Source organism: Streptomyces sp. NPDC032126 (genome assembly GCF_055580085.1).
Genome location: NZ_JBVIMA010000003.1, coordinates 348,882 through 374,495 on the forward strand (window position 1 = coordinate 348,882; position 25,614 = coordinate 374,495).

Annotated in this window: 19 protein-coding genes; 8 read left to right on the forward strand and 11 right to left on the reverse strand. The window is 71.1% G+C overall.

Features of this window, described 5'->3' with window-relative positions; all coding sequences use genetic code 11:
- Positions 1 to 33: 33 nt before the first annotated feature.
- The gene (locus ACZ5NW_RS14550; protein ID WP_468744150.1) at positions 34 to 1,860 is read right to left on the reverse strand and encodes an acyl-CoA dehydrogenase; all 1,827 of its coding nucleotides are present in this window, start codon (positions 1,858 to 1,860) and stop codon (positions 34 to 36) included.
- A gap of 154 nt (positions 1,861 to 2,014) precedes the next feature.
- Between ACZ5NW_RS14550 and ACZ5NW_RS14555 the strand changes: the two genes are divergently transcribed.
- The 3 genes from ACZ5NW_RS14555 (at position 2,015) to ACZ5NW_RS14565 (ending at position 4,807) form a co-directional block, all read left to right on the forward strand.
- Complete coding sequence (locus ACZ5NW_RS14555; protein ID WP_468744151.1) at positions 2,015 to 2,485, forward strand: SseB family protein; 471 nt, start codon at positions 2,015 to 2,017, stop codon at positions 2,483 to 2,485.
- Between the two features lie 131 nt (positions 2,486 to 2,616).
- Complete coding sequence (locus ACZ5NW_RS14560) at positions 2,617 to 3,597, forward strand: pirin family protein (protein WP_468744152.1); 981 nt, start codon at positions 2,617 to 2,619, stop codon at positions 3,595 to 3,597.
- Positions 3,598 to 3,736: 139 nt separating this feature from the next.
- A complete protein-coding gene (locus ACZ5NW_RS14565) occupies positions 3,737 to 4,807 on the forward strand; it encodes an AI-2E family transporter (RefSeq protein ID WP_468744153.1) in 1,071 nt (356 codons plus the stop codon).
- Here the strand turns inward: ACZ5NW_RS14565 and ACZ5NW_RS14570 are convergent.
- Positions 4,765 to 6,903 carry a SpoIIE family protein phosphatase gene (locus ACZ5NW_RS14570; protein ID WP_468744154.1) on the reverse strand — a complete coding sequence of 713 codons (2,139 nt, stop codon included), beginning with the start codon at positions 6,901 to 6,903 and terminating at the stop codon, positions 4,765 to 4,767. The genes ACZ5NW_RS14565 and ACZ5NW_RS14570 overlap by 43 nt on opposite strands.
- 189 nt (positions 6,904 to 7,092) lie before the next feature.
- Between ACZ5NW_RS14570 and aspS the strand changes: the two genes are divergently transcribed.
- The gene (gene aspS, locus ACZ5NW_RS14575; protein WP_468744155.1) at positions 7,093 to 8,856 is read left to right on the forward strand and encodes an aspartate--tRNA ligase; all 1,764 of its coding nucleotides are present in this window, start codon (positions 7,093 to 7,095) and stop codon (positions 8,854 to 8,856) included.
- Between the two features lie 66 nt (positions 8,857 to 8,922).
- Here the strand turns inward: aspS and ACZ5NW_RS14580 are convergent, their stop codons facing one another.
- The 5 genes from ACZ5NW_RS14580 to ACZ5NW_RS14600 all read right to left on the reverse strand — a co-directional run bounded on the left by ACZ5NW_RS14580 (position 8,923) and on the right by ACZ5NW_RS14600 (position 16,818).
- Positions 8,923 to 11,448, reverse strand: coding sequence for an FG-GAP repeat domain-containing protein (locus ACZ5NW_RS14580; protein ID WP_468744156.1), 2,526 nt, complete (start codon positions 11,446 to 11,448; stop codon positions 8,923 to 8,925).
- Positions 11,449 to 11,559: 111 nt separating this feature from the next.
- Entirely contained in the window at positions 11,560 to 12,270 is a 711-nt protein-coding gene (locus ACZ5NW_RS14585) for a nucleotidyl transferase AbiEii/AbiGii toxin family protein (RefSeq protein WP_468744157.1), read from the reverse strand.
- A 9-nt stretch (positions 12,271 to 12,279) separates the two neighbouring features.
- Positions 12,280 to 12,660 (reverse strand): hypothetical protein, encoded by a 381-nt coding sequence (locus tag ACZ5NW_RS14590; protein ID WP_468744158.1) that lies wholly within the window; start codon positions 12,658 to 12,660, stop codon positions 12,280 to 12,282.
- 41 nt (positions 12,661 to 12,701) lie between these two features.
- A complete protein-coding gene (locus ACZ5NW_RS14595; RefSeq protein WP_468744159.1) occupies positions 12,702 to 16,301 on the reverse strand; it encodes a CHAT domain-containing tetratricopeptide repeat protein in 3,600 nt (1,199 codons plus the stop codon).
- 103 nt (positions 16,302 to 16,404) lie between these two features.
- Positions 16,405 to 16,818, reverse strand: coding sequence for an ATP-binding protein (locus tag ACZ5NW_RS14600; RefSeq protein WP_468744492.1), 414 nt, complete (start codon positions 16,816 to 16,818; stop codon positions 16,405 to 16,407).
- 152 nt (positions 16,819 to 16,970) lie between these two features.
- On the opposite strand from ACZ5NW_RS14600, the gene ACZ5NW_RS14605 reads away from it, so the two are divergent.
- The 3 genes from ACZ5NW_RS14605 to ACZ5NW_RS14615 all read left to right on the forward strand — a co-directional run bounded on the left by ACZ5NW_RS14605 (position 16,971) and on the right by ACZ5NW_RS14615 (position 18,515).
- Entirely contained in the window at positions 16,971 to 17,846 is an 876-nt protein-coding gene (locus tag ACZ5NW_RS14605; protein WP_468744160.1) for a helix-turn-helix domain-containing protein, read from the forward strand.
- Positions 17,843 to 18,055 carry a DUF397 domain-containing protein gene (locus ACZ5NW_RS14610; protein ID WP_468744161.1) on the forward strand — a complete coding sequence of 71 codons (213 nt, stop codon included), beginning with the start codon at positions 17,843 to 17,845 and terminating at the stop codon, positions 18,053 to 18,055. Before ACZ5NW_RS14605 ends, ACZ5NW_RS14610 begins: the two co-directional genes overlap by 4 nt.
- Positions 18,056 to 18,167: 112 nt before the next feature.
- A complete protein-coding gene (locus tag ACZ5NW_RS14615) occupies positions 18,168 to 18,515 on the forward strand; it encodes a DoxX family protein (RefSeq protein WP_468744162.1) in 348 nt (115 codons plus the stop codon).
- A 77-nt stretch (positions 18,516 to 18,592) separates the two neighbouring features.
- Here ACZ5NW_RS14615 and metG read toward each other — a convergent pair whose 3' ends face one another.
- Both metG and ACZ5NW_RS14625 read right to left on the reverse strand, forming a co-directional pair.
- The gene (gene metG, locus ACZ5NW_RS14620; protein ID WP_468744163.1) at positions 18,593 to 20,305 is read right to left on the reverse strand and encodes a methionine--tRNA ligase; all 1,713 of its coding nucleotides are present in this window, start codon (positions 20,303 to 20,305) and stop codon (positions 18,593 to 18,595) included.
- Positions 20,306 to 20,434: 129 nt separating this feature from the next.
- Complete coding sequence (locus ACZ5NW_RS14625) at positions 20,435 to 22,012, reverse strand: VWA domain-containing protein (RefSeq protein ID WP_468744164.1); 1,578 nt, start codon at positions 22,010 to 22,012, stop codon at positions 20,435 to 20,437.
- A gap of 95 nt (positions 22,013 to 22,107) precedes the next feature.
- On the opposite strand from ACZ5NW_RS14625, the gene ACZ5NW_RS14630 reads away from it, so the two are divergent.
- Positions 22,108 to 22,239 carry a hypothetical protein gene (locus ACZ5NW_RS14630; RefSeq protein WP_468744165.1) on the forward strand — a complete coding sequence of 44 codons (132 nt, stop codon included), beginning with the start codon at positions 22,108 to 22,110 and terminating at the stop codon, positions 22,237 to 22,239.
- 21 nt (positions 22,240 to 22,260) lie between these two features.
- Here the strand turns inward: ACZ5NW_RS14630 and ACZ5NW_RS14635 are convergent, their stop codons facing one another.
- Positions 22,261 to 24,432 carry an FUSC family protein gene (locus ACZ5NW_RS14635; RefSeq protein WP_468744166.1) on the reverse strand — a complete coding sequence of 724 codons (2,172 nt, stop codon included), beginning with the start codon at positions 24,430 to 24,432 and terminating at the stop codon, positions 22,261 to 22,263.
- Positions 24,433 to 24,479: 47 nt separating this feature from the next.
- A complete protein-coding gene (locus tag ACZ5NW_RS14640; protein WP_468744167.1) occupies positions 24,480 to 25,499 on the reverse strand; it encodes an endonuclease/exonuclease/phosphatase family protein in 1,020 nt (339 codons plus the stop codon).
- Between the last annotated feature and the right edge of the window lie 115 nt (positions 25,500 to 25,614).

A 25,614-nucleotide genomic window follows, 5' to 3' on the forward strand; every position in this document is an offset into this window, starting at 1 on the left:
GGGAAGCGGGCCCTCATACGTGCGGAGGAGAGACTAGAACGCCGCCTCGTCCAGCTCCATGATGTCCAGGTCGATGTCCGAGGCCACCTTGCGGGCCAGGGTGACGCCCGGCAGGACGGTGGCCGCGAAGAACTTCGCCGCCGCGATCTTGCCGGTGTAGAACGCCTGGTCCTTGGCGGAGGCGGTCTGCAGCTTCTCGGCGGCGATCGCGGCGCCCTTGAGCAGCAGGTAGCCGACGATGACGTCACCGGAGGCCATCAGCAGGCGGGTGGTGTTCAGGCCCACCTTGTAGATGTTCTTGACGTCCTGCTCGGTGGCCGCGAGGTCGGTCAGCATCAGGCCGACGATGGCCTCCAGCTCGACGGCGGCCTTGGCGAGGTGCTCGCGGGCGCCCGCCAGGTCCTCGCCTCCGGTGCCGAGCGCCAGGAACTTCTTGATGTCCTCGGCGAGGGTGTTCAGCGCGGCGCCCTGGTTGCGGACGATCTTCCGGAAGAAGAAGTCCTGGCCCTGGATCGCCGTGGTGCCCTCGTAGAGGGTGTCGATCTTGGCGTCGCGGATGTACTGCTCGATCGGGTACTCCTGGAGGAACCCGGAGCCGCCGAAGGTCTGGAGCGACTGGGCGAGCTGCTCGTAGCCCTTCTCGGAGCCGTAGCCCTTGACGATCGGCAGGAGCAGGTCGTTCAGCGCGTGCTCGGCCTTGGCGTCCTCGCCGTTCGCCTCCTTGACCGCGATCGTGTCCTGGATGGAGGCGGTGTAGAGGACGAGGGCGCGCATGCCCTCCGCGTACGCCTTCTGCGTCATCAGCGAGCGGCGCACGTCCGGGTGGTGGGTGATGGTGACCTTGGGCGCGGTCTTGTCCATGAAGTTGGCCAGATCCGGACCCTGGACGCGCTCCTTGGCGTACTCCAGGGCGTTGAGGTAGCCGGTGGACAGGGTGGAGATCGCCTTCGTGCCGACCATCATGCGGGCGAACTCGATGATGCGGAACATCTGGCGGATGCCGTCGTGCTTGTCGCCGATCAGCCAGCCCTTGGCGGGGTGCTTGTCGCCGAAGGTCATCTCGCACGTGTTGGACGCCTTCAGGCCCATCTTGTGCTCGACGTTGGTGGCGTAGACGCCGTTGCGCTCGCCCAGCTCGCCGGTCTCGAAGTCGAAGAGGTACTTCGGGACGAGGAAGAGGGACAGGCCCTTGGTGCCGGGGCCGGCACCCTCGGGGCGGGCGAGGACGTAGTGGAGGATGTTCTCCTCCATGTCGTGCTCACCGGACGTGATGAAGCGCTTGACGCCCTCGATGTGCCAGGAGCCGTCCTCCTGCTGGATCGCCTTGGTGCGACCGGCGCCGACGTCCGAACCGGCGTCCGGCTCGGTGAGGACCATGGTGGAGCCCCAGGTCCGCTCGACGGCGATCTGCGCGATCTTCTTCTGGACGTCGTTGCCCTCGTCGTAGAGGATCCCGGCGAACGCCGGGCCGGAGGAGTACATCCACACGGCCGGGTTGGCGCCGAGGATCAGCTCCGCGTACGACCAGATCAGCGACGGCGGGGCGACCGTGCCGCCGATGCCCTCGGGCAGGCCGAGGCGCCAGTACTCGGAGTCCATGAAGGCCTTGTAGCTCTTCTTGAAGGACGCCGGGACCGGGGCGGTGTTGGTCTCCGGGTCGAAGACCGGCGGGTTGCGGTCGGCGTCCGCGAAGGACTCCGCGAGCTCGTTCTCGGCGAGACGGGTCAGCTCTTCGAGGATGCTCTTCGCGGTCTCGGTGTCCATCTCCTCGAACGGGCCGGTGCCGTACAGCTTGTCGCGCCCCAGTACTTCGAAGAGGTTGAACTCGATGTCGCGGAGATTCGACTTGTAGTGCCCCATGGCGATGGCTCCGTAGAGAGATCGGCGAGGCACTGACTCCTCGCACCTAGTTCACGTACCAACAAGTAGCTCCGATGATGCTACCCGTCGGTAATAAGCCGCAACCCCTACTCGGCCAAGTGTGAGAAGGGTCTACCTCGGTAGGCTTTGGCCCATGTACGGATACGGCCAGTCCATGAACGGTGGAGCCGCCCAGCAGCAGTACGCCCAGCCGCAGCAGATGGCCGGGGGCTACGGGCAGCAGCCGCCGCTGTACCCCGAGCCGTCCCCTCCGTCGCTCGCCGACGCCGTGCGGGCGTTCACCACCGGCCAGATGGCCGCCGAGGACTTCCAGCAGATCTTCGCCACGTCCAAGGTCTACTGCCCGCGCGGCGACACCCCCGGCTTCCTCGCGCTGCACAACACCCAGCAGCCGGTGATCCCGATGTTCAGCTCACTGAAGGAGCTGCGCCGGTACGCGGGCAAGGAGTCGAAGTACTTCGTCATCACCGGCGCCGAGGTGATCGACCTGCTGCCCACGGGCTACGGCTTCGTCCTCGACATGGAGGGCGAGCACCGGATGGTCTTCGACGCGAAGGCGGTCGAACAGATGGTCGAGTTCGCGATGCGCCGGATGTACGGCTAGGCGCCAGCGCTTCACGGACAGCTGGCACCCACTGTCGGGAGCCCGGAGGGAATGTCCTCCGGGCTTTCTTCGTTAGGGGTGGCAGAAAGTTCAACGCTCAACTAAAGTGGGCGTTACAAGGAGGTACCGACATGCCTGCAGTGACCGTCGAGAACCCGCTGACGCTGCCCCGAGTGACCGCTTCCGCCGACGCCGTGGCACGTCCCGTGCTCGGCGTCACGACCGCGCCGAGCGGTTTCGAGGGCGAGGGCTTCCCGGTGCGCCGGGCGTTCGCGGGGATCCACTACCGCCACCTCGACCCGTTCATCATGATGGACCAGATGGGCGAGGTGGAGTACGCGCCGGGCGAGCCCAAGGGCACCCCCTGGCACCCCCACCGCGGCTTCGAGACCGTCACCTACATCATCGACGGCATCTTCGACCACCAGGACTCCAACGGCGGTGGCGGCACCATCACCAACGGCGACACCCAGTGGATGACGGCCGGCGCGGGCCTGCTGCACATCGAGGCGCCGCCGGAGCACCTCGTCGTCTCCGGCGGGCTCTTCCACGGCCTCCAGCTGTGGGTGAACCTCCCCGCCAAGGACAAGATGATGGCGCCCCGCTACCAGGACATCCGCGGCGGCAACGTCCAGCTGCTGACCACGCCCGACGGCGGCGCGCTGCTGCGGGTCATCGCCGGTGAGCTGGACGGCCACGCCGGTCCCGGCATCACGCACACGCCCATCACGATGATCCACGCGACCCTCGCCCCGGGCGCCGAGCTCACCCTGCCGTGGCGCGAGGACTTCAACGGCCTCGCCTACGTCCTCGCGGGCCGCGGCTCCGTCGGTGCCGAGCGGCGTCCGATCCACGTCGGGCAGACCGCTGTGTTCGGCGCGGGTTCCTCCCTGACCGTCCGCGCGGACGAGAAGCAGGACTCGCACACGCCGGACATGGAGGTCGTGCTCCTCGGCGGACAGCCCATCCGTGAGCCCATGGCCCACTACGGCCCGTTCGTCATGAACACCAAGGAAGAGCTCATGCAGGCCTTCGAGGACTTCCAGAAGGGCCGCCTCGGCACCATCCCCGCGGTGCACGGGATGACCGAGAGCGGACCCGAGGAGGCCTGACGGCCATCGGGCCGGTGCCGGCGGTCCCGTGATCGCCGGCACCGGCACGTAGCCCGTACGCCCCGCGCCGGTTGACGGTGTGTCACCTGACCGGATCCTCCGGCGGGCGGGCCGCGGGCGGGCGTGGTGCCATGGGCGCATGTCCGCGCCGTTCGCCCCGCTGCCCGCCCCCGTCCGCCGGCTCGCCGCCTGGTGCGTGGTGATCCTGCTGGTCTCGGGGGTCGCGTACGTGGGGATCCGGCTGTGCGCGGAGTTGCGCACCGCGGTCACCCCGGTCGCCCTGGCCCTGCTCGGGACCGCGCTGCTCGGGCCCTTCCACCGGCGGCTGGTCCGGGCGGGCGTGCCCCGGTCGGCGGCCGCCGCGGTGACCTGCGTCGCCGTCGTGGCCGTCGTCGGCGGCGCGGTCTACGTCGTCGTCGCCGCGCTCGTCGACACCGGCGACCAGATCATCGACTCGCTCAAGGACGCGGCGGCCTCCGTGTCGGACCACTTCGGCGCGGCCGGCACCTCCCTCGACGACCTCGCCTCCAACTCCCGTGACCTGCTGTCCAAGTTCGGCGGAACGGCCGCCTCCAACGTCATCAGCGGGGTCAGCGTCGTCGGTGAGACCCTCGCCATGGCGGTGCTCGCGCTGCTGCTCGTCTTCTTCTTCCTGCGCGACTCCGACCGGGCCGCCGACGGACTGCGCTCGCTCGCGCCGCGCGGCACCGCCGACCTCGTCGAGGCGATGGCCCGGCGGGCCTTCCGGGCCGTCGAGGGATACATGCGCGGCACGACCTTCATCGCGCTGATCGACGCCCTGCTCATCGGTGTCGGGCTGCTCGTCCTCGACGTGCCCGGCGCGTTCGGGCTGGCCGCCCTGGTCTTCGTCGGCGCCTACGTCCCCTACCTCGGCGCCTTCGTCTCGGGCGCGGTCGCCGTGCTGGTCGCGCTCGCCGACCGGGGATTCGTCATCGCCCTGTGGGTGCTCGCGGTGGTCTTCGCCGTGCAGATGCTGGAGGGGCATGTGCTCCAGCCCGCGATCCAGAGCCGCACCGTGCAGATGCATCCGGCGGTCGTGATGGTCGCCATCACCGCGGGCGCGTCCGTCGCCGGGGTCCTCGGCATGCTCCTCGCCGTGCCGGTGACCGCGGCGGCCTTCGGCGTCGTCCACGAACTGCGCGAGCGCTACGCCGTCCCGGAACCCTCTTCGGAGACGCCGTCCTCGTAGAGCTCGAACCAGATGCTCTTGCCCTCGCCCCGCGGTACGACCCCCCACGCGTCCGCGAGCAGTTCGATCAGGACCAGACCGCGGCCCGACGACGCCAGCTCGCCCGGCCGCCGCATGTGCGGCAGGTCGTCGCTGGTGTCGGTGACCTCCACGCGCATCCGGCGGCCCCCCTCGCCACCCGTCACCTCGGCGACCAGCAGGGCGTCCGCGTCGGTGTGGACGAGGACGTTGGTGAGCATCTCGGAGACCAGCAGCACCGCCGAGTCGATCTGGTCGGCCGAGGACCAGTCGTGCAGCAGCTCGCGCAGGTGCTGCCGGCCCACGGCGATGCGCTCCGGCTCGGCCTGGTCGACCGTCAGCATGGTGCGGCGCACCCTCGGCGGCACGGTCACGCCGGTGCCGCAGCCGCAGCCCTCCGCCTGGCGGCACAGCAGCAGGACGGCGATGTCGTCCTCGCGGCGGTCGGCGAGCGGACCGGTGGTGTGGTGCGAGGAGGGGCCGTGCACCGCCTGCACCAGGGCGTCCGCGAGCGCCTCCAGGCCCTTGTCGTGGTGCTCCAGGGTCCGGCGGATGCGCCGCCACCCGGTGTCCAGGTCGTGCCCGCCGGTCTCCAGCAGCCCGTCGGTGCACAGCATCATCGCCTCGCCGGGCTCCAGCAGCAGAGGAGTCGTCGGGTAGTCGGAGTCCGGGTCGATGCCCAGCGGCAGCCCGCCCGCCGTGGCGCGGACGATGACCGTGCCGTCGGCCATCCGGATCGCGGGGTCGAGATGACCGGCCCGGGCGGCCTCCAGGACCCCGGTGACCGGGTCGACCTCGACGTACAGACAGGTCGCGAAGCGCAGGTCCGCCGGGTCGTCGTCCGCGTGGGTGAGGCCGTAGAAGAAGCGGTTGGCGCGGGAGAGGACCGCGTCGGGGCGGTGGCCCTCCGCCGCGTACGCCCGCAGCGCTATCCGCAGCTGTCCCATCAGGCCCGCCGCCCGCACGTCATGGCCCTGCACATCCCCGATGACCAGGGCGAACCTGCCCCCGGGCAGCGGGATCATGTCGTACCAGTCGCCGCCGACCTGGAGGCCACCGCCGGTCGGTATGTAGCGGGCGGCCAGCGTCATGCCCGGGATCTCGGGGCCGAGCGTGGGCAGCATGGAACGCTGGAGGCCGTCGGTCAGCTCGCGCTGCGTCTCGGCGGCACCCGCCCTGGTCAGAGCCTGGGCGAGCATCCGGGCGACCGTCGTCAGCACCGAGCGCTCGTCCGGGGTGAACGCCACCGGATAGGTGAAGGCCGCCATCCAGGCGCCCATCGTGCGGCCCGCCACGGTCAGCGGCAGGAATGCCCAGGAGTGCCGGCCGAAGTGCGCGGCGAGCGGCCAGGTGAGCGGGTAGCGCTCCTTGTACTGCTCGGGGGAGGACAGATAGACCGCGCGGCCGGTGCGCACGACCTCCGCCGCCGGGTAGTCCGTCTGGAGCGACATATGGGAGAAGGACTCCTCGGCGCCCTGCTCCTGCCCGTGGTGGCCGATGATCGTCAGCCGGTCGCCCTCCACGCCGAACACCGCGAGCCCGTCGGGGGAGAAGCCCGGCATCGACAATCCCGCCGCGACCCGCAGCACCTCCTCCGTGGAGCGCGCCTCGGCCAGCGCCCGGCCCGCGTCCAGCAGGAACGCCTCTCGCGAGCGCCGCCAGTCGCCGGTGACCGCGCTCCGCCCGGCCGGGGTGCCCGGCGTCGGCTCGGTGACCTCCTGGAGGGTGCCGATCAGCTCGTACGCCTTCTTGACCGGGTCGAAGGACGGCTTGGAACGGCTGCGCACGATCCGGACGACATGGCCCCGCTCGTTCATGATCCGTACGCGGACCTCGGCGAGCGTGCCCTCGGCGACCGCGAGCTGCACCACGCCGGTGATCTCGTTCCAGTCGACCGGGTGCAGCCGGGCGCGGGTCTGGGCCTCCGTGAGCACGGTCTCCTCGGCGGGCAGCCCGAGCAGGCGAGCCGCCTCGCCGTCGACCGTGACCAGGCCCGTGGCCGTTGACCAGTGCCACAGGCCGGTCGCGAGGGAGGCAAGGACCTCCCCCACGGCGGGCAGGGCCTCACCAGTGCGCATTGCCCCACTTTAAGAAGAGCCGTTCGAAAGATGCCACCGGTCGTCCAGCCGTCACTCCCTGCTCACCGGCGCTCACCCGCGCCGAAATGGTGGGGAGGCGATCTCCGGCCGCCCGGTACCCTGGGGTTGTTTCACGTGAAACACCCTGAGTGACACAGACCCCGATCCGCGAAGACTGGATGAACGACGATGCATCGGTACAGGTCCCACACCTGCGGCGAGCTCCGCGCTTCTGACGTCGGTACCGACGTCCGGCTGAGTGGCTGGCTGCACAATCGGCGCGACCTGGGCGGCATCCTCTTCATCGATCTGCGCGACCACTACGGCATCACGCAGCTCGTGGCCCGTCCCGGCACGCCCGCCTACGAGGCGCTGGACAAGGTCTCCAAGGAGTCCACGGTCCGTGTCGACGGCAAGGTCGTCTCCCGTGGCACCGAGAACGTCAACCCCGACCTGCCCACCGGCGAGATCGAGGTCGAGGTCGGCGAGGTCGAGCTGCTCGGCGCGGCCGCCCCGCTGCCCTTCACGATCAACACCGAGGACGGGGTCAACGAGGAGCGGCGCCTGGAGTACCGCTTCCTCGACCTGCGCCGCGAGCGCATGCACAAGAACATCATGCTGCGCACGGCGGTCATCTCCGCCATCCGTCACAAGATGACGGCGCTGGGCTTCAACGAGATGGCGACGCCGATCCTGTCCGCGACCTCCCCCGAGGGCGCCCGCGACTTCGTCGTCCCGTCCCGTCTGAACCCGGGCAAGTTCTACGCCCTCCCCCAGGCGCCGCAGCAGTTCAAGCAGCTGCTGATGATCTCCGGCTTCGACCGCTACTTCCAGATCGCGCCCTGTTTCCGCGACGAGGACGCCCGCGCCGACCGCTCGCCGGGCGAGTTCTACCAGCTCGACGTCGAGATGAGCTTCGTGGAGCAGGAGGACGTGTTCCGTCCGATCGAGCAGCTCATGACCGAGCTGTTCGAGGAGTTCGGCGGCGGCCGCCATGTCACCTCCCCGTTCCCGAGGATCCCGTTCCGCGAGGCGATGCTGAAGTACGGCTCCGACAAGCCGGACCTGCGCGCCCAGCTGGAGCTCGTCGACATCACCGACATCTTCGAGGGCTCCGAGTTCAAGGCCTTCGCCGGCAAGCACGTGCGCGCCCTGCCGGTGCCGGACGTCTCCGCCCAGCCCCGCAAGTTCTTCGACCAGCTCGGCGAGTACGCGATCTCGCAGGGCGCCAAGGGCCTGGCCTGGGTGCGCGTCGCCGAGGACGGTTCGCTGTCCGGCCCGATCGCGAAGTTCCTCACCGAGGAGAACGTCGCCGAGCTGACCAAGCGGCTCTCCCTGGCCGCCGGTCACGCCGTGTTCTTCGGCGCGGGCGAGTTCGACGAGGTCTCGAAGATCATGGGCGCCGTGCGCGTCGAGGCCGCCAAGCGGGCCGGCCACTTCGAGGAGGGCGTCTTCCGCTTCTGCTGGATCGTCGACTTCCCGATGTACGAGAAGGACGAGGAGACCGGCGCGATCGACTTCTCGCACAACCCGTTCTCCATGCCGCAGGGCGGCCTTGAGGCCCTTCAGACCCAGGACCCGCTGGACATCCTGGGCTGGCAGTACGACATCGTCTGCAACGGCGTCGAGCTGTCCTCCGGCGCGATCCGGAACCACGAGCCCGAGATCATGCTCAAGGCCTTCGAGATCGCGGGCTACGACCGCGACACCGTCGAGGAGAAGTTCGCCGGCATGCTGCGCGCCTTCCGCTTCGGCGCCCCGCCGCACGGCGGCATCGCCCCCGGCGTCGACCGCATCGTCATGCTGCTCGCCGACGAGCCGAACATCCGCGAGACCATCGCCTTCCCGCTCAACGGCAACGCCCAGGACCTGATGATGGGCGCGCCGACGGAGCTGGAGGAGGCGCGGCTGAAGGAGCTGCACCTGACGGTGCGCAAGCCGCAGCCGAAGTAAGGCAGCCGACGGAGAGGGGCCGGAGACCGGTATCGGTCTCCGGCCCCTTTGCTACGGCACCGGCTGTCAGAACACGCCCTTGAACGTGTTCCAGCCGGTGCCGATCTTCACGCGGGTCCCGAAGGTGCCGGTTCCGGTGCCGGGCAGGCGCCACAGGGTGCCGGTGCTGTCGCGGGCCACGAGGTCCGCCTTGCCGTCGCCCGTCAGGTCGCCCGCGCCGAGGACCAGGTTGTAGGTGCCGCCCCAGTTGGCGAAGAGCTTCACTCGGGCGGAGAAGGTGCCGTTGCCCGTGCCGATGTAGCGGTAGAGGTTGTTGGCGGTGTCCTGCGCGAGCAGATCGCCGATGCCGTCGCCGTTGAGGTCACCCACGCCGACGATCTTCTTGTACGACTTCCAGTTGTCGTAGAGCTTCACGCGGGCGGCGAGCGTGCCGGTGCCGGTGCCCTTGTAGAGGTAGACCGCACCGGTCGCCGCGTTGCGGGCGATCAGGTCGGGCCGACCGTCCTTGGTCACGTCGCCGGGCGCGGTCAGCACGTCGTACTGGTTCCAGCCGGTGCCGAGATTCGTGTACGCCGTCGTCGGCCTGAGCACACCGCCGCACGTCGGCTTGTACAGGCGCAGGGCGCCGGTGCTCAGCCGGACGAGGACGTCGTTGCAGCGGTCGCCGCTGAGGTCGCCGAATGGCACCGCCCTGATGGTGGTGGGCCAGCCGGTGCCCAGCACCCGGGCGGAGTTGAGGGTGCCGTACCGCAGCTGGAGCGCCCCGGAGGTGGTGAGGGCGAGCAGATCGCCGCCACCGTCCGGGACGCCGGAGGCGCCGCCGAGGTCACGGAAGACGGGGGCACCGCCGGCCACCATGACCGAGCCGGAGGCCAGCGTCTGCGCGGTGGGCGCGCCGGGCGGGGCGGCCTTCAGGACCCAGGTCACCCTGCCGTTGGGCGCCCAGGCGCCGGACGTGGTACGGCCGTTCCAGGACGCCTTGACGGTCGTGGTGCCCGAGGTGCCCGTGAGGGTGCGCAGGGTGCGGCCCGCGGTGTCGGTGAGGGTGAGGGTCCAGGAGCCGACCGGCGTGGTCATCTGCCAGAACGGCTCCCAGAGGGTGTTCATGAAGTTCACGGACGGGGGCACGGACGACGACGTGAGCGAGAGCTTGGGCCAGTCCGTGCGGGACGCCTCGACACCGGCGGCCCAGAAGGTGGTGGACTGCGACCAGTCCCAGACGGCGGTGGCGTCGGTGGCCGACCGCGCCGCGATCTGCCCGCTGATGTACTCGTGCGTGACCCCGACCGACCGCGCGGCCGTCCAGGTGTCGTCGGCGCGCGTGGCCTCCATGAGGACCATGGTGTGCGAGTCGGCGCCGTTCTGGTGCCAGAGGGCGTGGATCGACCCGTCCCGGGCCCTCGCCACGTCGTACGTCAGCGTGTCGTTGGTGTTCATCGGCACATAGCCGGTGGACAGGAATTGAGGCGCCGACCACTGGCCGGTGTCGGTGTCAAGGGTGGTGGTCTGCAGCCCGTTGGTCGGGCGGTCGGCCCAGACCAGGGTCACATCACCGTCCGCGGCGACCACCGGATCCGGGAGTTCGGCGAGCTGCTGGACATCGGTCGCCGCGGTCTCCGCTTGCCCCCACTCGGAGTCGGCGGCGTATCGGCGCATGACCTGGAGCGTCTTGTTCCCGTCCGGCCACACCAGCACCACGCCCTGCGGCCCGGAGGACAGCGTCGGGAAGGTGCCCGGGGCCATGGACGTGGTGATCCGCTCCGGGGTGGTCCAGGTGTCGGTCCCCGCGGGCCGGGCGGCGGTCATGACGTACTGCGTGCCGTACGAGTACGGCTGCATCCGGTACGACACGACGAGCCCGCCCCGTGCGTCGGAGGCGATCTCCGGGTTCCCGACCCGCATGCCGGTGTACGGCCCGGCGTACGCGGCCGCGTTGCTGACCTTCTGCGGTGCGGCCCAACTGCCGTCCGCGGCCAGGGTGGTGGCGTAGGCCTCGCTGGATGTGGCCGCGACGGCGTTCACCGGGACGCCGGTCCATACGGCGCCGAGGGCGCCGTCGGGTCCCTCCGCGGCGTCCAGGCCGAAGACGCTGAGCTGCCGGTCGGTGCCGACCAGTTCGGCGGGCGCCGACCAGTCCGTCTGCCCGGCGTCGAGCACGGAGGCGGCGACACGCGAGGGTCCCGTGATGTCGCCCTGCGAGGTCGGGCTCGGGAACTCGACCCACAGCGCGGCGACCGAGCCGTTGGCCCGGGCCACGAGGGTCGCCTGGTTCACGGGCGCGGTGGTGAGCGTGACCGGAGCGCTCCAGGTGTCGCTCCCGGCGGGGCGTGTGACGGTGTACAGGGTGCCGGTCTCGATGGACGAGTTGTCGCGCCGGATCCAGAGGGCGACGGCGGTGCCGTCGGAGCGGACGGCGACGTCCTGGAGGCTGCTTCTCTCGCTAGACAGCGTCACCGGATTCGCCCACGGCGGCAGCGAGGTCGCGGCGGCGGCCGGCGCGGCCGGCAGCGCGGCGCCCGCGAGGACGAGTGAGACGGTGACGAGTGCGGTGGCCGCGGCATGCCTGCGGCGCGGCAGGGCTGATCTGCCCATGTGTGGTGTTCCCTCCCCGTAGGAGGCGTTGCGCCTCCTCATGGGGGAACTGTACGTCGCGTGTGATCATCCGGCGATGGTCTACGGCCTTGCCCCGTACGGGAGTTGGCGTTAGTCGTCGTCCGGCGGTTCCTGGAGCGCCGCTTCCTCCAGGAGGCGTTCCGCGATGTCGTTCGCCCAGGTCTGGGCCCAGCGGCGCAGCTCGGTCACGGCGTCCGGGGCCAGGCCGTACGCCGTGAACTCGGCGTCCGCGATCCACTCGGCCCGCTCCAGGCGGCCCTGGAGCTCGGCCAGGTCGAAGGCGTCCCAGGCGTGCCGGCGGCCCAGCTCCTCCAGGTCGGGCAGGCTCCACCGGTCGGCGGCGGCCCGCACGTCGACGAAGTCACGGGCCGCGCCCCGGTCGGCCAGCGCGCGCACCCGGGTGCCGACGAGGTCCTCCAGGGAGAGGGCGGGGCCCAGGTCCGTGGTGACCGGCGGATGCCACAGGGTCTCCTTGACGAGGTCGACCGTGTACGGCGCGCCGGTGGTGGGGTCGGTGACGAGCAGGCGGGCGGCGAGCGGGTCGGACTCACGGACGCGGACCTCCCAGCCGCGTTCGGTGAGGCCGGCGCGGAGTGTCGCCGCGATCTCCGTCATCGGCGCGGGATGCTCGGTCGCCACCTCCAGTTCGCGGGGCCGGCGGGTGGCCGGATCGGCGAGGGCGTGCGCGAGGACCGCGTGGTCCCCGGCGAGGAGGAGGGGGCAGCCGGCGCCGAGCGTGAGGACGTCGGTGAGGAGGCGGAGGCGGTGGGGATCGGTGTGGGGGCCGGTAGGGGTGCTCACGGGGCGTGATTATGGCGTGGCGCCGGTCCCGTCACCGCTTTCGGCGGTGTTCAGCGTTTCCTCGATGGTGATGTCGACGCAGCGGTCGTCGAGGGGCCCGGTGTCGCGTTCGAGCAACTGGACGCGGACGCGGCGGGCGACGGTGTCGCGGTGGGGCGGGCTGCCGTCGCCGCGCCGGCGGAGGTCGTTGTACATGGACCAGGTGAGCTGCGCGACGCTCACGATCAGCGCGCCGAGGGAGACGGGGTCGAGGTACTGGTCGGGCCGGTGGGGCGCGGGGGCGTCACGGGTGTGCAGGGCGACCTCCACGTCCATGGGGAGGGCGGAGGTGTCGGGCGTGGCCAGCCGGAGAGCGGCGGCACGGGCGGCCCGGGCTACGGGGTCGGGCATGGGCGGACTCCCTTTCTCACAGGGGATCGGATTGATCGGATTCAGATTCCGGGACGGTCTTCGGACGGCTCATCGGGACCGTCCCCGGACGGCTCCTCGGGGAGGGCGAGGAGGAAGTCGCGGATCTCCGGGGGCAGCGGTCCGCCGGTGACGGAGAACCAGGTCCGCTCCAGGGCGTCGATCCCCTGCTCGGCGGTCAGGCGCCTCAGGAAACGGACGGTGGGCTTGAAGGACGAGGGAAACCGGTCGAGCAGGGTCACAGAGCGAACGGCCCACTCCATGGCCTCCGCGGGCTGACCTCGTACGTCCGCGAGAACTCCCAGCATGCCGTAGGCGGCAGTGAGGCCGAGCCGGTCGCCGAGGTGCTCCAGGATGGTGAGGGCCATGTGCAGCCAGGACTCGGCTTCATCGGGGTCTCCGCGCATCAGGGCGACCGTGCCGAGCTGGTGGTAGGTGCCCGCCAGATCGGGGAGATCGTTGAGCTCCGTGTTGATGCTCAGGGACGCGCGGTACCACTCCTCGGCCTGGTCCAGTTGCCCCCTGTACTGAGCGAGCAGCCCGAGCTGGTGGTAGGCACCGGCGACGTTGGGAAGGTTGCCGAGTTCCTTGTAGATGGCGAGGCCCTTGTGGAACCGGTCCTCGGCCTCGTCGAATTCGTCGCGCGCGAGGGCGATCGAGCCCAGCTGGTGGTAGGCGTTCGCCGTGCCGCTGCGGTTGCCGAGCTCCACGAACATCGTGATGGCCCGCTCGTACCACGTCTCGGCATCGTCGAAATCCTCCCGCCGCTGGGCGATCAGGCCGAGGTGGTGATACACGCCGGCGATCCTGTTGCGCTGCTCCGGGGTCGCCGGCTGCGCCTCCAGGGCGCGGATCACTTCGTGGCACACCCGCTCGCTCTCGTCCACCCGGCCCGCGTCGAGATGCCGGCTCACCTCCAGGAAGACCAGGTATCCCCACAGCGCTCCGGCCGCGGAGTCGAGCGAGGGCGCGCTGCCGTCCGGGTTCTCCAGGATCGCCCGCCCCCGGTCGACCCAGAGCTGCGCCTCGTCCGTCAGCCCCGCCATCCTCCAGTAGCGGTCCAACGGCTGGACGATGCTGTGCGCCTCGGACCACAGAGCTTGCCCGAGAGCGCTGTTGAGCACACTGCCGAGCGTGCGCCGCTGAAGTCGGATGACCCGCACGGCCAGTTCGGCGTTGCCGCTGCGCAGCGCCCCCAGCAGCCAGTCGCTGAACGTGGCGTAGGCCGTGACGAACGCACGCTCGGCGTTCTCGTGGAGCGCGCGATGGGTCTCCGGAGCGAGGCTGCGCCAGAACGCGCTCAGATAGGCGGGCAGCGCCGGGTGGATGCCGTACATGCCGGAGCCCAGCGGCAGCAGCAGCCCGAGGGCGGCCGCCCGGTCGAGCACTTCCGCCCATTGCTCGCGCGTACGCCCGCGGAACCAGTCGAGGACGTCCGGAACCCCGGACAGCAAGCCGAGCACATCGGCGTCGACCACCCCCTGGAACAGGCTCACCACCGTGAGCGCCCGCTGGTCCTCCTCCGGTAAGTGGCGGAACGAGTAGGCGACACCGGCTGCCAGGGACGTCGTACGCCCGCCGTCGTCCGTGTCGGTCAGCGGCGCCGTGCCCCGTAGACCCTCCAGCAGCTCGGCGGAGCCCGTGCCCTCAAGGCGGGGCAGTACCAGCCGCATCGTCAGGGGATGCCCGTCCAGCCACTCCATCAGTTCGCCGAAGGACTTCGACGCGCGGTGGTGGGCCGTGGACGGGTAGGGGGCCAGGAGCTGTTCCGCGTACTCGTTGGCCTCCTCCGCGTTCAGGCCGGGGATCTCGATCCGCCGGACGTCCGGGCCCAGCCAGTCCTCCGGGTTGCGGCTCGTCACGATGATCGCGCTGCGGCCGTGGGCGGCCACCCGGTCCAGAAAGGCCCGCAGCTCCCCGCGCTCGTCCTCGCTCAGCGGCGGCGTCGCCTGCGCCGGGGCCGGTACCGTGCGCACCGACTCGAAGTTGTCCCAGATCAGCAGCATTCGGTGCGTGGTGAGGACCTTCTCGACCAGCCTGCGCCGTTCGGCCTGGCCGAGGCGGGCGAAATTCGTGCCGTACAGGGTCAGCCCCACGTTGTTCACGACCCCGTCCAGGCCGAAGGTGGCCACCCCCGGCTCGAACGAGTGCCAGATCACCCCGCACCCCTCGTCCAGCGCCCCCGTGTCCCGCCACCACCGCCCGAACGCCTTCGCCAGCTCGGTCTTCCCCGTGCCGCCCGGCCCGTGCAGGACGACCACCCGGTTCAGCCGCGCCGCCGTGTCCAGCGTGTACAGCAGGGCGTCCCGGCCCGTGAACTCTCCTACGGCCCTCAGCGCCTCGTCGGCCTCGCCGCCCACCGCCGTCGCACCCGCCTCGGTGAACGCCCGCATCCGGTCCAGCTCCGCCGTCAGCGACTCCCGCCCGCCCCGCTCCGTGCGCAGCCCCGGAAAACGCACCTCGCTGCGCGTGTACACCACCGGCACCATCCAGTCGGCCAGCGGCAGCATCCCCTTCGGGGAGGGGCGCAACGGCCGCTGGGCCAGCCGGCGGCGGCCCGCCGACACCGCGTCCGACACCAGGTCCCCGGCGAACAGCCGCTCGTAGAACGCCGCCATGAACTCCGCCGCCGCGACCGCGTACACGCTGTACGCCATCGCCACCACCGCGCCCGCGCCCTCCCGCAGCAGCCGGGTCGCCACCGCCGCCTCCAGCTGCTCGCCCATGACCGCCGACTGGCAGGCGTTGAGGACGACGACCGGGACGCGGGCCTCCTTCAGCACACGGGCCACCCGCTCGGCGGGGACCAGATCGCTGCCGCCGGCCGGTTTCTCGAACGCCAGCATGCCCTGCGGGCCGGGGCCGCCGTCGAACATCGCCGGAGGCCACGGCCCGCCCGCAGCCGCCGGCGGCGTCCGGCCGAACACCCCGTGCCCGTCGAAGTGCACGATCTGGAACGGCTCCCCGGCCTCCCGCGCCCCGTGCAGCACCTCCTGGAGGTGCTCCAGCGTCGGCGGGCGCAGCACCACCAGCTCCACCCGCCCGCGCACCGCGTCCAGGCGGCGCAGCAGCGGCCGGGCGATCATCTGGTAGCCCACGTCGGACGTGCCCTGCGGGCGGGAGATCACCATCAGCACGCGCAGCCGGCTGCCCTCGACCGTGAACACCTCGCCAAGGGCGGCGGTCGGCAGACAGCGGGAGACGGTCACCTCGTCGTCGAGGGCGATCGCGCCCCGCCGCTCCGGGTCGGTCATCAACTCCCAGGGCAGGCCCAGGAACCGCGCCTCCCCGGAGCGCACCACCAGCTCCACGCGGTCGCCGCGCGCCCGCGCCCTGGTGTACGCGTCCCTCGCCGGGCCCGTGCCGAACACCGCGTCGAAGATGCGCGCGCCCCACTGCGGGAGCCAGTTCTCCACCCGTGGGCCGAGATCCTCGTACACCCCGAACGGCACCCTCAGGTACTGCTCCAGATACCAGCGCAGCTCCTGAAGGTCCTCCCCGTCCATCGGCCACGCCAACGGGGCCGGCTCGCCCACCGGTTGCGGCAGGAACTCGCCCGTCCGCCAGGCCGAGACGGTCACCCGGCCGTCCCGGCCCACGTCCAGCACAAGTCGTTCAGCCATTGCGCTCACCCCCGCACGCGCAACCAGATCCCCGTCAGGGCCTGCGACTTTAGCCCCGTTCCCGCCCAGTCACCGGCGAAACGCCCGAACTGACCGACCGGCGTCACGGTTCGGCAGCGATCCGCGAAAGCTCGTCTGCTGGGAAGGTGAGTTCGGCCCAGACCGTTTTGCGGGGTGGGAGGCCCTGGGTCACTCCCCAGCGGTCCGCCAGCGCGTCCACCAGGAGCAGGCCCCGGCCCAACTCGCGGTCGGGGAGCCGGTCACCCCGTGTGTCGGTGACCTCGATACGGAGGGCTCCGCCGACCACGTAGAGCAGCAGCTGGAAGTTCCGGCCCGGGACCCGGCCGTGCGTGGCCGCGTTGTTCGCCAGTTCCGCCACGAGCTGCATGGCCGGGTCCAACGGGAGTTCCCACGCGCGCAGTTGCTCGGTGGCCAGCAGGCGTGCGAGACGGGCGCCCCGTGGCGTGGGGGACAGCAGGACGCTGAAGTTGCGGACTTTCTCATTCACGTCACTCAGCGTGGCCGTCTCCGCCTACCGTGATGAGTGACTACGCCATTGCGTACGGTGACTGTCCGGGCGTTGTCCGGTGCTGTCCGGGCTTGTCGGGGCGGTGCGTACGGGTAAGGGCGGTGCGGTACGAGGCGGTACTACGGAGGGGCGGGGCGGAGATGTCGGTGGACACGGAGGCAGGGCGGCTCAGGACGGAGGCGGATGAGCCGGGGTGGGAGGTCGATCCCGACGACGAGTGGGGCGTAGCCGTTGTGGCCACCGTGGGACGGCAGTTGAAGCTACGGCGGGAGGCCGTGGGGATGCGGGCCACCGAGTTCGGCAAGCGGCTCGGGTACGGCGAGGACATGGTCTACAAGATCGAGGGCGGCAAGCGGATCCCCCGACCCGAGTATCTGGACATGGCGGACGAGGTGTTGGGGGCGGGCGGGCTGATCTCCGCGATGAAGGAGGACGTGGAGAAGGTTCGGTATCCGAAGAAACTGCGGGATCTGGCCGACATGGAGGCGAAGGCCGTAGAGATCGGGATCTACGTCTGCAACAGCATCAATGGGCTGTTGCAGACGCCGGAGCACGCTCGTGCCGCATTCGAGTCGCGGCAACCGCCCTACGCGCAAGCCGAGGTGGAGCGGCTCGTGGCGGCTCGCGTGGCTCGGCAGTCCATCTTCCAGAGGGAGCCCGCCCCCGCACTCGGGTTCGTGCTGGAAGAGACCCTGTTGCGCCGCCCGTTGGGAGGCACAATGGTGTGGCGACGGCAGCTCGAACGCCTGTTGGAGGTCGGGCAGTTGCGTAACGTCACACTGCAGGTGATGCCGACCCACGTTGAGGTCCATCCTGGCCTGGACGGAAGGCTTGAGCTGCTGAAGTTCGCAGACGGTACGGCGACAGGGCGCTCCGACGGGGCGTTCAACGGTCGTCCCGTCTCGGACCCGAGGCAGGTACACATCCTTGAGCTGCGGTATGGCACGATCCGGGCTCAGGCTCTCCCGCCACGGGAGTCGCTGGCCTTCATTGAGCAATTGCTGGGAGAGACATGATCCGCAAGCCCTCCGCCGGAGACGCCTCCGAACTGGCGTGGTTCAAGAGCAGCTACAGCGACGGAAACGAGGGCGACTCCTGCGTCGAGGTCGCGGTAGCGCCCCGCAAGGTCCACGTCCGCGACTCCAAGCACCGCGACGCCGGCCCCCGTCTCGCGCTCGCGCCGGAGGCGTGGGTCGGGTTCGTGGCTTACGCCTCTGAGGGCTGAGGCCGCTCCTCCAGGCCGGAGTACGAGCCCTCAGGCTTCGGTCTGTCACATGTGGCTGGGCTCGCGCGTCAGAGAGGTGTCCGGCACCGAACCCCTGTGATGGGAGCGCCTCATGCGTATCGCCCACGACGTCGTCACCGTACTCGCCGCCCTGCTGGCCGGGTTCTCCGGCACTGTTCTGCTGCTGCGGGCCGAGTGGATCGTCAAGGCGCTGACCGACTACCGGGTGCCGCGCGCCTGGTGGACCTGGCTCGGCGTGGCCAAGGCCGCCGGTGCCGTCGGCCTGGTCGCCGGGCTGTTCGTGCCGTTCGTCGGGGTGCTGGCGGCGGTCGGCCTGCTGCTCTACTTCACCGGCGCCGCGATCACCGTGGCCCGTGCGAAGTGGTACTCCCACATCCCGTTCCCCCTTGTCTACGCGGCCCCGGTCGCCGGTGCGCTGGCGCTTGGGCTGCTGAGCTGAGCGCGCGCTCTCACGCGTCGGCCCCCGGAACTCCCTGCGGAGATCCGGGGGCCGACGGCCGTGGGGCGGTACGGGCGTCAGCCCTCCGTGCCGCCGAACCGCTCCTTGTAGGACTCCAGGTCCTCGTCCGTCAGCTTGGCGAACAGCACCGGCGGGACCGTGAAGGGGGTGCCGGCGGGGACGGACGCCAGGGACTTCGCCTCGGCCTCGGAGACCCACGTCGCGGTGTCCTCCGGGAGGGAGAACGCCGTGCGCATCGTCTTCGCCGTCGCCGGGATGAACGGCTCGGAGACCACCGAGTAGAGGTGGATGAGGTTCATCGCCGTGCGCAGCGTCAGGGCCGCGCCGTCCTTGTTCGTCTTGATCTCCAGCCAGGGGGCCTTCTCCTCCAGGTAGGAGTTGCCGGCCGACCACAGGGCGCGCAGGGCGGCGGCCGCCTTGCGGAACTGGAGGGTCTCCATGTGCTGCTGGTACTCGGAGAGCAGCTCGGCGATCTGCTCGCCCAGCTTCGTCTCCGCCTCGCCCGGCTCGCCGCCCGCCGGGACGTCGTCGCCGAAGCGCTTGCGGGAGAAGGACAGGACACGGTTGACGAAGTTGCCGAGGGTGTCGGCCAGGTCCTTGTTCACCGTGGCCGTGAAGTGCTCCCACGTGAAGGAGGAGTCGTCCGACTCGGGGGCGTTGGCGATCAGGAAGTAGCGCCAGTAGTCGGCGGGGAGGATCTCCAGGGCCTGGTCGGTGAAGACACCGCGCTTCTGGGACGTGGAGAACTTGCCGCCGTAGTACGTCAGCCAGTTGAACGCCTTGACGAAGTCGACCATCTTCCACGGCTCGCGCACGCCCAGCTCGGTGGCCGGGAACATCACGGTGTGGAAGGGGACGTTGTCCTTCGCCATGAACTCCGTGTAGCGGACGTCGTCCGCCTCGAACCACCACGACTTCCAGTCGCGGGTCTCCGGCTCCTCGTCCGACCACTCCTTCGTCGCGCCGATGTACTCGATCGGGGCGTCGAACCAGACGTAGAAGACCTTGCCCTCCGCCGCCAGCTCCGGCCACGTGTCCGCGGGGACCGGGACGCCCCAGTCCAGGTCGCGGGTGATCGCGCGGTCGTGCAGGCCCTCGGTCAGCCATTTGTGGGCGATGGAGGAGGCCAGGTGCGGCCAGTCCTTGTCGTGCCGGGCGACCCACTCGCGGACCTCGTTCTCCAGCTTGGACTGGAGGAGGAAGAGGTGCTTGGTCTCGCGGACCTCCAGGTCGGTGGAGCCGGAGATCGCCGAGCGCGGGTCGATCAGGTCGGTGGGGTCGAGGACGCGGGTGCAGTTCTCGCACTGGTCGCCCCGGGCCTTGTCGTAGCCGCAGTGGGGGCAGGTGCCCTCGACATAGCGGTCCGGGAGGAAGCGGCCGTCGGCCGGGCTGTACACCTGGCGGATCGCCCGCTCCTCGATGAAGCCGTTCTCGTGGAGGCGGCGGGCGAAGTGCTGGGTGATCTCGACGTTCTGCGGGGAGGAGCTGCGGCCGAAGTAGTCGAACGACAGCTCGAAGCCGTCGTAGACCGCCTTCTGGGCGTCGTGGGCCTGCGCGCAGAACTCCGCGACGCTGAGGCCGGACTCCTTCGCGGCCAGCTCGGCGGGGGTGCCGTGCTCGTCCGTCGCGCAGATGTAGAGGACGTCGTGGCCGCGCTGGCGGAGGTAGCGGGAGTACACGTCGGCCGGGAGCATGGACCCCACCATGTTGCCCAGGTGCTTGATCCCGTTGATGTACGGAAGGGCGCTGGTGATGAGGTGTCGAGCCATCGGGGGGCTGCTCCCAGGTCGGTCGTTCGGGTGGGTTCTTGCGTTTTCGTGAGTCTTGAAATCGTAGCCGACATGGGGCGGCCGCCCGCTTCCTGTTTTAAGGGGTGGAAGGGGCGGCCGGGTCGTTCCTTACGGGCGCCAGTTGGACAGGACGCCCTCGTAGAGCTCCTCGTCCGTGAGTTCGCGGGGGGTCGGGCCCGCGTGGAAGAAGGCGGTGTTCGGGGTCTTCAGCTTGCGGAGGTAGTCGAAGGCCTTGTTGTCGTGGTCGCCGAAGGCGATGAAGGAGAAGAAGACCGAGGGGTGGGTCTTGGCGGCGTCCGTGAGGGACTGGGTGGCCGGGGTCTTCGCGTCCGGGGCGCCGTCCGTCTGGAAGATCACCAGGGCGGGGACCTTGGACTTCTTGTGCTGGGCCGTGTAGTGGGCGAGGACCGCTTCCACGGCGGCGTGGTAGCTCGTACGGCCCATGCGGCCCAGGGAGGCGTGGGTGGTGTCGATGCTGTCGGCGGGGGAGGCCGGGGTGAGGTCGGTGGTGCCGTCCAGCTCCGTGGAGAAGAAGACCACGTGGACCTTGGGGGCGTCGGGGGTGGGGGTGAGGTGGGTGGCGAGGGCGAGGGTCTGGTCGGCGAGGGCCTGGGCTGAGCCGTCCTTGTAGTACGGGCGCATGCTCGCGGAGCGGTCGAGGACGAGGTAGACGTCGGCCTGGGTGCCGGTGAGGTTGAGCTTGGTGAGGATGCGGGCGGCGGCTTCGGCGTCGGCCTCGGCCTCGGCCTCGGCTTCGCCTTCGGCCGTCCCGTTCCCACCCGCACCACCCGTGCGGGTTTCGTCGTCGGGTGCGGGTGGCCCCTGCGGGGCGTCCTCGCCGTCGGCGTCTGCGGCGACGGTCACATCCTCAGACTCTTCAGATGCCTCAGCTTCGGCCGGTGCCTCAGCCTCGGTCGCGGACTCCTCGGTCTCCGGCTCCGCCGTCGCCTCGGGCGCGGACTCCTCCTCCACCTCGGCGACGGGCTCCGGCTCCGCCTCGGTAGCGGCGGGCTCCTCGGTCTCGGGCTCCGCCGTCGCCTCGGCCGTCGGCTTTGCCTCGGCTTCCGGCTCGTCCGCAGCCTCCGGCGTGGATTCCTCCGCCGTCACCTCGGGCGCGGACTCCTCCTCCACCTTGGCGGCGGGCTCCTCGGTCTCGGGCTCCGCCGTCACCTCGGCCGTCGGCTTTGCCTCGGCTTCCGGCTCGTCCGCAGCCTCGGGGGTGGATTCCTCCGCCGTCACCTCGGGCGCGGGCTCCTCCTCCACCTCGGCGACGGGCTCCTCGGTCTCCGGCTCCGCCGTCACCTCGGCAGCGGCCTCCGTCTCCGCCTCCGGCTCGTCGGCCACCGTCGGCTCCTCAGCCGCCACCGTTTCCTCAGCCACCGGCTCCAGCGCAGGCTCCTCAGCCGCCGCCGGCTCCGGGGACTCCGTCGGCTTAGGGACCGTGACGTTGTCGAAGGCTGCTGCCACCAGTTCGTGTTCCGGGTCCGCCGAGGTGCGGGGTTCCGGGATCAGGGGCTGGTCAGTGGGGGGCGTCGGCTCCTCGGTTGCCGGCGTTTCCGGCCGCGCGGTCTCCGCCGTCGGGGCGGGCGTCACCTGCGAAGGAAGCTGCTGCGCATCCTCTGCCTGTGCCGTGCGGCTCTTCCGTGATCTGCCGAACGCGTTCCGCAGGAGAGTGAGAATGCCCATGTGCGCAACCCTTCGCGTGAGTTGATGCCCGTCAATCGCTGGCCAGGACGGACACGTAAGGTTAGCGGCCCCAGGTGGCGATCTTGGGGAGGGGTTTGCATGCCGAGCGCACCCGTGTCAACACCCTCCGCGACGGCCTCGCCTTCGACCCGCACGGCAACCTGTGGATCTCCGCCGACGGCAACCAGCTGGGCTCGCGGCGCGGTGAGCTGGACATCGGCGTCTGACCGATGGGGGAAGCCGCCCGGTCAGTGCGGCGAGGCGATCGTCCTCGCCGCCGCCACCTCCTGGCGGAGGGGTTCCAGGACGCTGTCCGGGCGGCCCGTGAGGTCCGTGCGGACCGGGTAGAGGACCTCCGTGTCGCGCAGGCCCTCCGCCAGTTCCCTCAGCTGGAGGGTGACCTGGCCCACCTCGGCCGCCGACGGCGGCTCGGCTCCGTGCCGTACGCGGACCCGGGCCGCTGTCGTCGCGTCCACGATTCGTTCCACCGCCACCACCAGCGGCCACCAGGCTGCCGCTCGCCGTCCCGTCGGCGGCGGTTCGGTGAGCGCCCGCTGGAACTCCGTACGGACCACCGACAGGTCGCGGTACAGGCGGCGGCGCATCCGGGCCGGCGCCGCCCCTCCGGGGTCCGTGCCGAACGCGGACTCCACATAGCGCGCGGTGTCGGCCACCGCGTCGGCGAGCCGGTCGCCGACCCTCGTGTGCCAGCTCTCCGGCCACAGCAGATAGCCCGCGACCAGCGCGATCGCACAGCCCATGAGGGAGTCCACGAGGCGCGGCAGGAGGAGGGCCGTGCCCTGGTGGTTGAGGATGTCGGACAGCAGGAGGATCACGGGGGTGATCGCCGCCGTCTGGAAGCCGTAGCCGCGCGGGGTGAGCGCCGGGATCAGCGGGGCCAGGACCAGCATCACCGGCACGTCCCACCACCCCCGTGGCACCTCGGCGAGCACCGCCGCCGCGACGACCAGGCCCGCCACCGTGCCCAGCGCGCGCAGCAGCGCCCGGGAGAACACCGAGCCGAAGTCGGGTTTGAGGACGAAGGTGATGGTGAGGGCGACCCAGTAGGAGCGGGGGACGGGGATGATCGACACCAGGAACTGGGCGAGGCCGATGCACAGGGCGAGGCGCAGGCCGTAGCGCCAGGAGGCGGCGGAGAGGGCCACGTCGCGGGCGGCGCGGGCGGCCCGGACCCGGGGGGCCGCCGGGCGGCCGAGGCGGTCGGTGATACGGCCCGGGTCGATGTCCGGGGCGGCGACGACGGCCGCGGCGTGCCGCAGGGCGTGGTCGACGGCGCGGCTCGTCTCCCCGACGGGCGCGGGCAGCTCCAGCCCTAGGGCCTCTCTTTCGGATCTTGCCGGGGTCGCGGGGTCTGGCACGCGCATCTGCGGCGTTGTCGTCGGTTGCCGACTCCCCCACGCTCGGCTTCGCTCGCGCGGGGGGACCCCCATCGCGTCGCCGCCCTCCTCCGCCTTGCAGCTGCAAGCACCAGACCCCGCTCGGCCAGGCCGGGAGGTGCCGTCGCTCGGAGCCGGCCAGATACGAAAGAAAGGCCCCAGCGGGCCGGCGAAGCCGGTCTCGACCGCCCGGGCGAGGTGCCGTACGGCCTCCGGGATCTCCGGCGGCAGCCGGCGGCCGCTCAGATGCGCGGCCGGGGCCGCCTCCACCACCGGGGTGATCGCGTTCAACTGGGCGAGCAGCCGGGTGAGTTCGGGGCTGCGGCCGTGGTGCAGGGCGCGCCGGGCGAGGACGAGGTCGTACGACTGGTTCAGGGACTGGGTGACGGCGAAGCGGGCGTCCTCGTACTCGCCCGGGATCTCGCTGCCGCAGGCGGCGAGGAGGGCGGCGACCGTGCGATAGGTGTCCGCGACGGACGTCCGCTCGGGGACGCCGCCGCGCAGCGGCCACGCCAGCAGCGCGAGGGCGAGGACGAGCAGGCCGCCGCCGGTCATCAGCAGTGGGGCCAGCCACCAGGCGCCGGGCATCGGCAGGCCGGCGCCGACGACGGCGTTGAGCAGGAGCAGCAGGCCCGATACGGAGGCGACCGCGCCGATCGTCGAGATCATCCCGGAGACGAGCGCGACGCCGGTGACGGCGGCCACCGCCAGCCAGCCGTGGCCGTAGACGGCCGAGCCGAGCGTGATGCCGATCGCGCCGAACAGCTGGGGGACGGCGATGTTGAGCAGCCGCATCCGGTAGGCGTCGGCGGTGTCGCCGATGACGCCGGAGAGGGCGCCCATGGAGGCGAGGGCGCCGTACTCGGGCCGGCCGGCGGCGAGGCCGATGGCGAGGGGCAGCGTCATCGCGACGGCGGCGCGGGCGAGGGCGGGCCGGTTGACGGGGGCGGGCGCCCGCTGCGGCGCGAGGTTCCGCACCAGCCAGTCGGGAGGGGTGAGGCCGATGGGGAACTCGCGGGACATGGGCCCAATTATGGGCGCCGGGCCCGGTCGTCCCCCTGGCGGCCCGGTCATCCTCCCTGGTGGAGGGTGATGTTCACGACCAGCGCGCGATGGTCGGTGCCGTCGAGGTGGAGGAAGCGGGCCCGGGCGGCGGAGAAGTCGGGGGAGACCAGGACGTGGTCGATCTGCGCGCCGAAGGCGGGGGTGGTGCGGGAGGGCCAGCTCGGTTCGCGGTCCTCGCCGGCGAGGCGGGCGGCGTCGCGCAGCCCGGTGTCGAGGATGCGGCGGAAGACGGCGTGGTCCTGGGTGGCGTTGAAGTCGCCGGCGAGGATCAGGGGGCCGTCGCCGCGGTGTTCGGCGGCGAAGTCGTGGACGCGGCCCAGTTCGCGCTTCCACAGGGCGACCTGGTCGGGCAGGGGTGGTTTGGGGTGGACGAGCTGGAGCCGTACGGGGTGGCCGTCGACGTCGGCGACGGCGCCGGGCATGCCCATGATGGCGGGGATGGCCGGGGCGGGGGTCAGCGGATAGCGGCTGAGGATGAGGGAGCCGACGGAGTCGGAGCCCTGGACGGCCCGCCGGTAGGGGTAGTCGGCGCCCACCTCCCGCGCCATGGCCGCCTGGCAGCCGTCCTCGCACTCCTCGACGAAGACCAGGTCGGGCCGCTCGTGGCGGACGGTGGTGACGAGGGCGGGGGTCGCCCACCCGAACTCGACGTTGGAGGTGAGCACCCGCAGCGAGGCGACCGCGGGGCCGCCGGGTTCGTCGGTGGTGCCGTAGGGCTCGATGAACCAGGCGAGCAGGCCGAGGACGGCGACCCCCCAGACCAGCCCCGTCCACCAGCGGGTGAGCAGGGCCAGGGCGAGCGCGAGGCCGGTCGGCACGAGCAGCCACGGCAGGAAGGCGAGCAGTTGCGGTACGGGCGTGACCGCGTCGGTGTCGGCGGTCCGGCAGCCCACGATCACGCTCACTCCCGCGAGCAGCAGCCCCGCGCACCAGGCCCCGGCGGCCCGGCCCCACCGGCGCCGCTCCGGATCGCCGGCCGGCGCGTACGACCTCGGCGCGTCCGGCGATGTGCGTGTTGAACTCATGCCGCCCCCAGACCCCGCCTCTGGTACGGGGCGCATCTACCAGGCTACGCACAGGGGGCGGGGCCGAGGGCACACACAGGGGCCCCGGCTGCTCGTGGTCCCGCCGGGGCCCCCG

Excerpts from the sequence above, each read along its gene's own strand:
- ACZ5NW_RS14550 (WP_468744150.1), bottom strand. The coding sequence starts at position 1,860 with ATGGGGCACTACAAGTCGAATCTCCGCGACATCGAGTTCAACCTCTTC.
- ACZ5NW_RS14555 (WP_468744151.1), top strand. The coding sequence starts at position 2,015 with ATGTACGGATACGGCCAGTCCATGAACGGTGGAGCCGCCCAGCAGCAG.
- ACZ5NW_RS14560 (WP_468744152.1), top strand. The coding sequence starts at position 2,617 with ATGCCTGCAGTGACCGTCGAGAACCCGCTGACGCTGCCCCGAGTGACC.
- ACZ5NW_RS14565 (WP_468744153.1), top strand. The coding sequence starts at position 3,737 with ATGTCCGCGCCGTTCGCCCCGCTGCCCGCCCCCGTCCGCCGGCTCGCC.
- ACZ5NW_RS14570 (WP_468744154.1), bottom strand. The coding sequence starts at position 6,903 with ATGCGCACTGGTGAGGCCCTGCCCGCCGTGGGGGAGGTCCTTGCCTCC.
- aspS (WP_468744155.1), top strand. The coding sequence starts at position 7,093 with ATGCATCGGTACAGGTCCCACACCTGCGGCGAGCTCCGCGCTTCTGAC.
- ACZ5NW_RS14580 (WP_468744156.1), bottom strand. The coding sequence starts at position 11,448 with ATGGGCAGATCAGCCCTGCCGCGCCGCAGGCATGCCGCGGCCACCGCA.
- ACZ5NW_RS14590 (WP_468744158.1), bottom strand. The coding sequence starts at position 12,660 with ATGCCCGACCCCGTAGCCCGGGCCGCCCGTGCCGCCGCTCTCCGGCTG.
- ACZ5NW_RS14595 (WP_468744159.1), bottom strand. The coding sequence starts at position 16,301 with ATGGCTGAACGACTTGTGCTGGACGTGGGCCGGGACGGCCGGGTGACC.
- ACZ5NW_RS14605 (WP_468744160.1), top strand. The coding sequence starts at position 16,971 with ATGTCGGTGGACACGGAGGCAGGGCGGCTCAGGACGGAGGCGGATGAG.
- ACZ5NW_RS14610 (WP_468744161.1), top strand. The coding sequence starts at position 17,843 with ATGATCCGCAAGCCCTCCGCCGGAGACGCCTCCGAACTGGCGTGGTTC.
- ACZ5NW_RS14615 (WP_468744162.1), top strand. The coding sequence starts at position 18,168 with ATGCGTATCGCCCACGACGTCGTCACCGTACTCGCCGCCCTGCTGGCC.
- metG (WP_468744163.1), bottom strand. The coding sequence starts at position 20,305 with ATGGCTCGACACCTCATCACCAGCGCCCTTCCGTACATCAACGGGATC.
- ACZ5NW_RS14625 (WP_468744164.1), bottom strand. The coding sequence starts at position 22,012 with ATGGGCATTCTCACTCTCCTGCGGAACGCGTTCGGCAGATCACGGAAG.
- ACZ5NW_RS14635 (WP_468744166.1), bottom strand. The coding sequence starts at position 24,432 with ATGTCCCGCGAGTTCCCCATCGGCCTCACCCCTCCCGACTGGCTGGTG.
- ACZ5NW_RS14640 (WP_468744167.1), bottom strand. The coding sequence starts at position 25,499 with ATGAGTTCAACACGCACATCGCCGGACGCGCCGAGGTCGTACGCGCCG.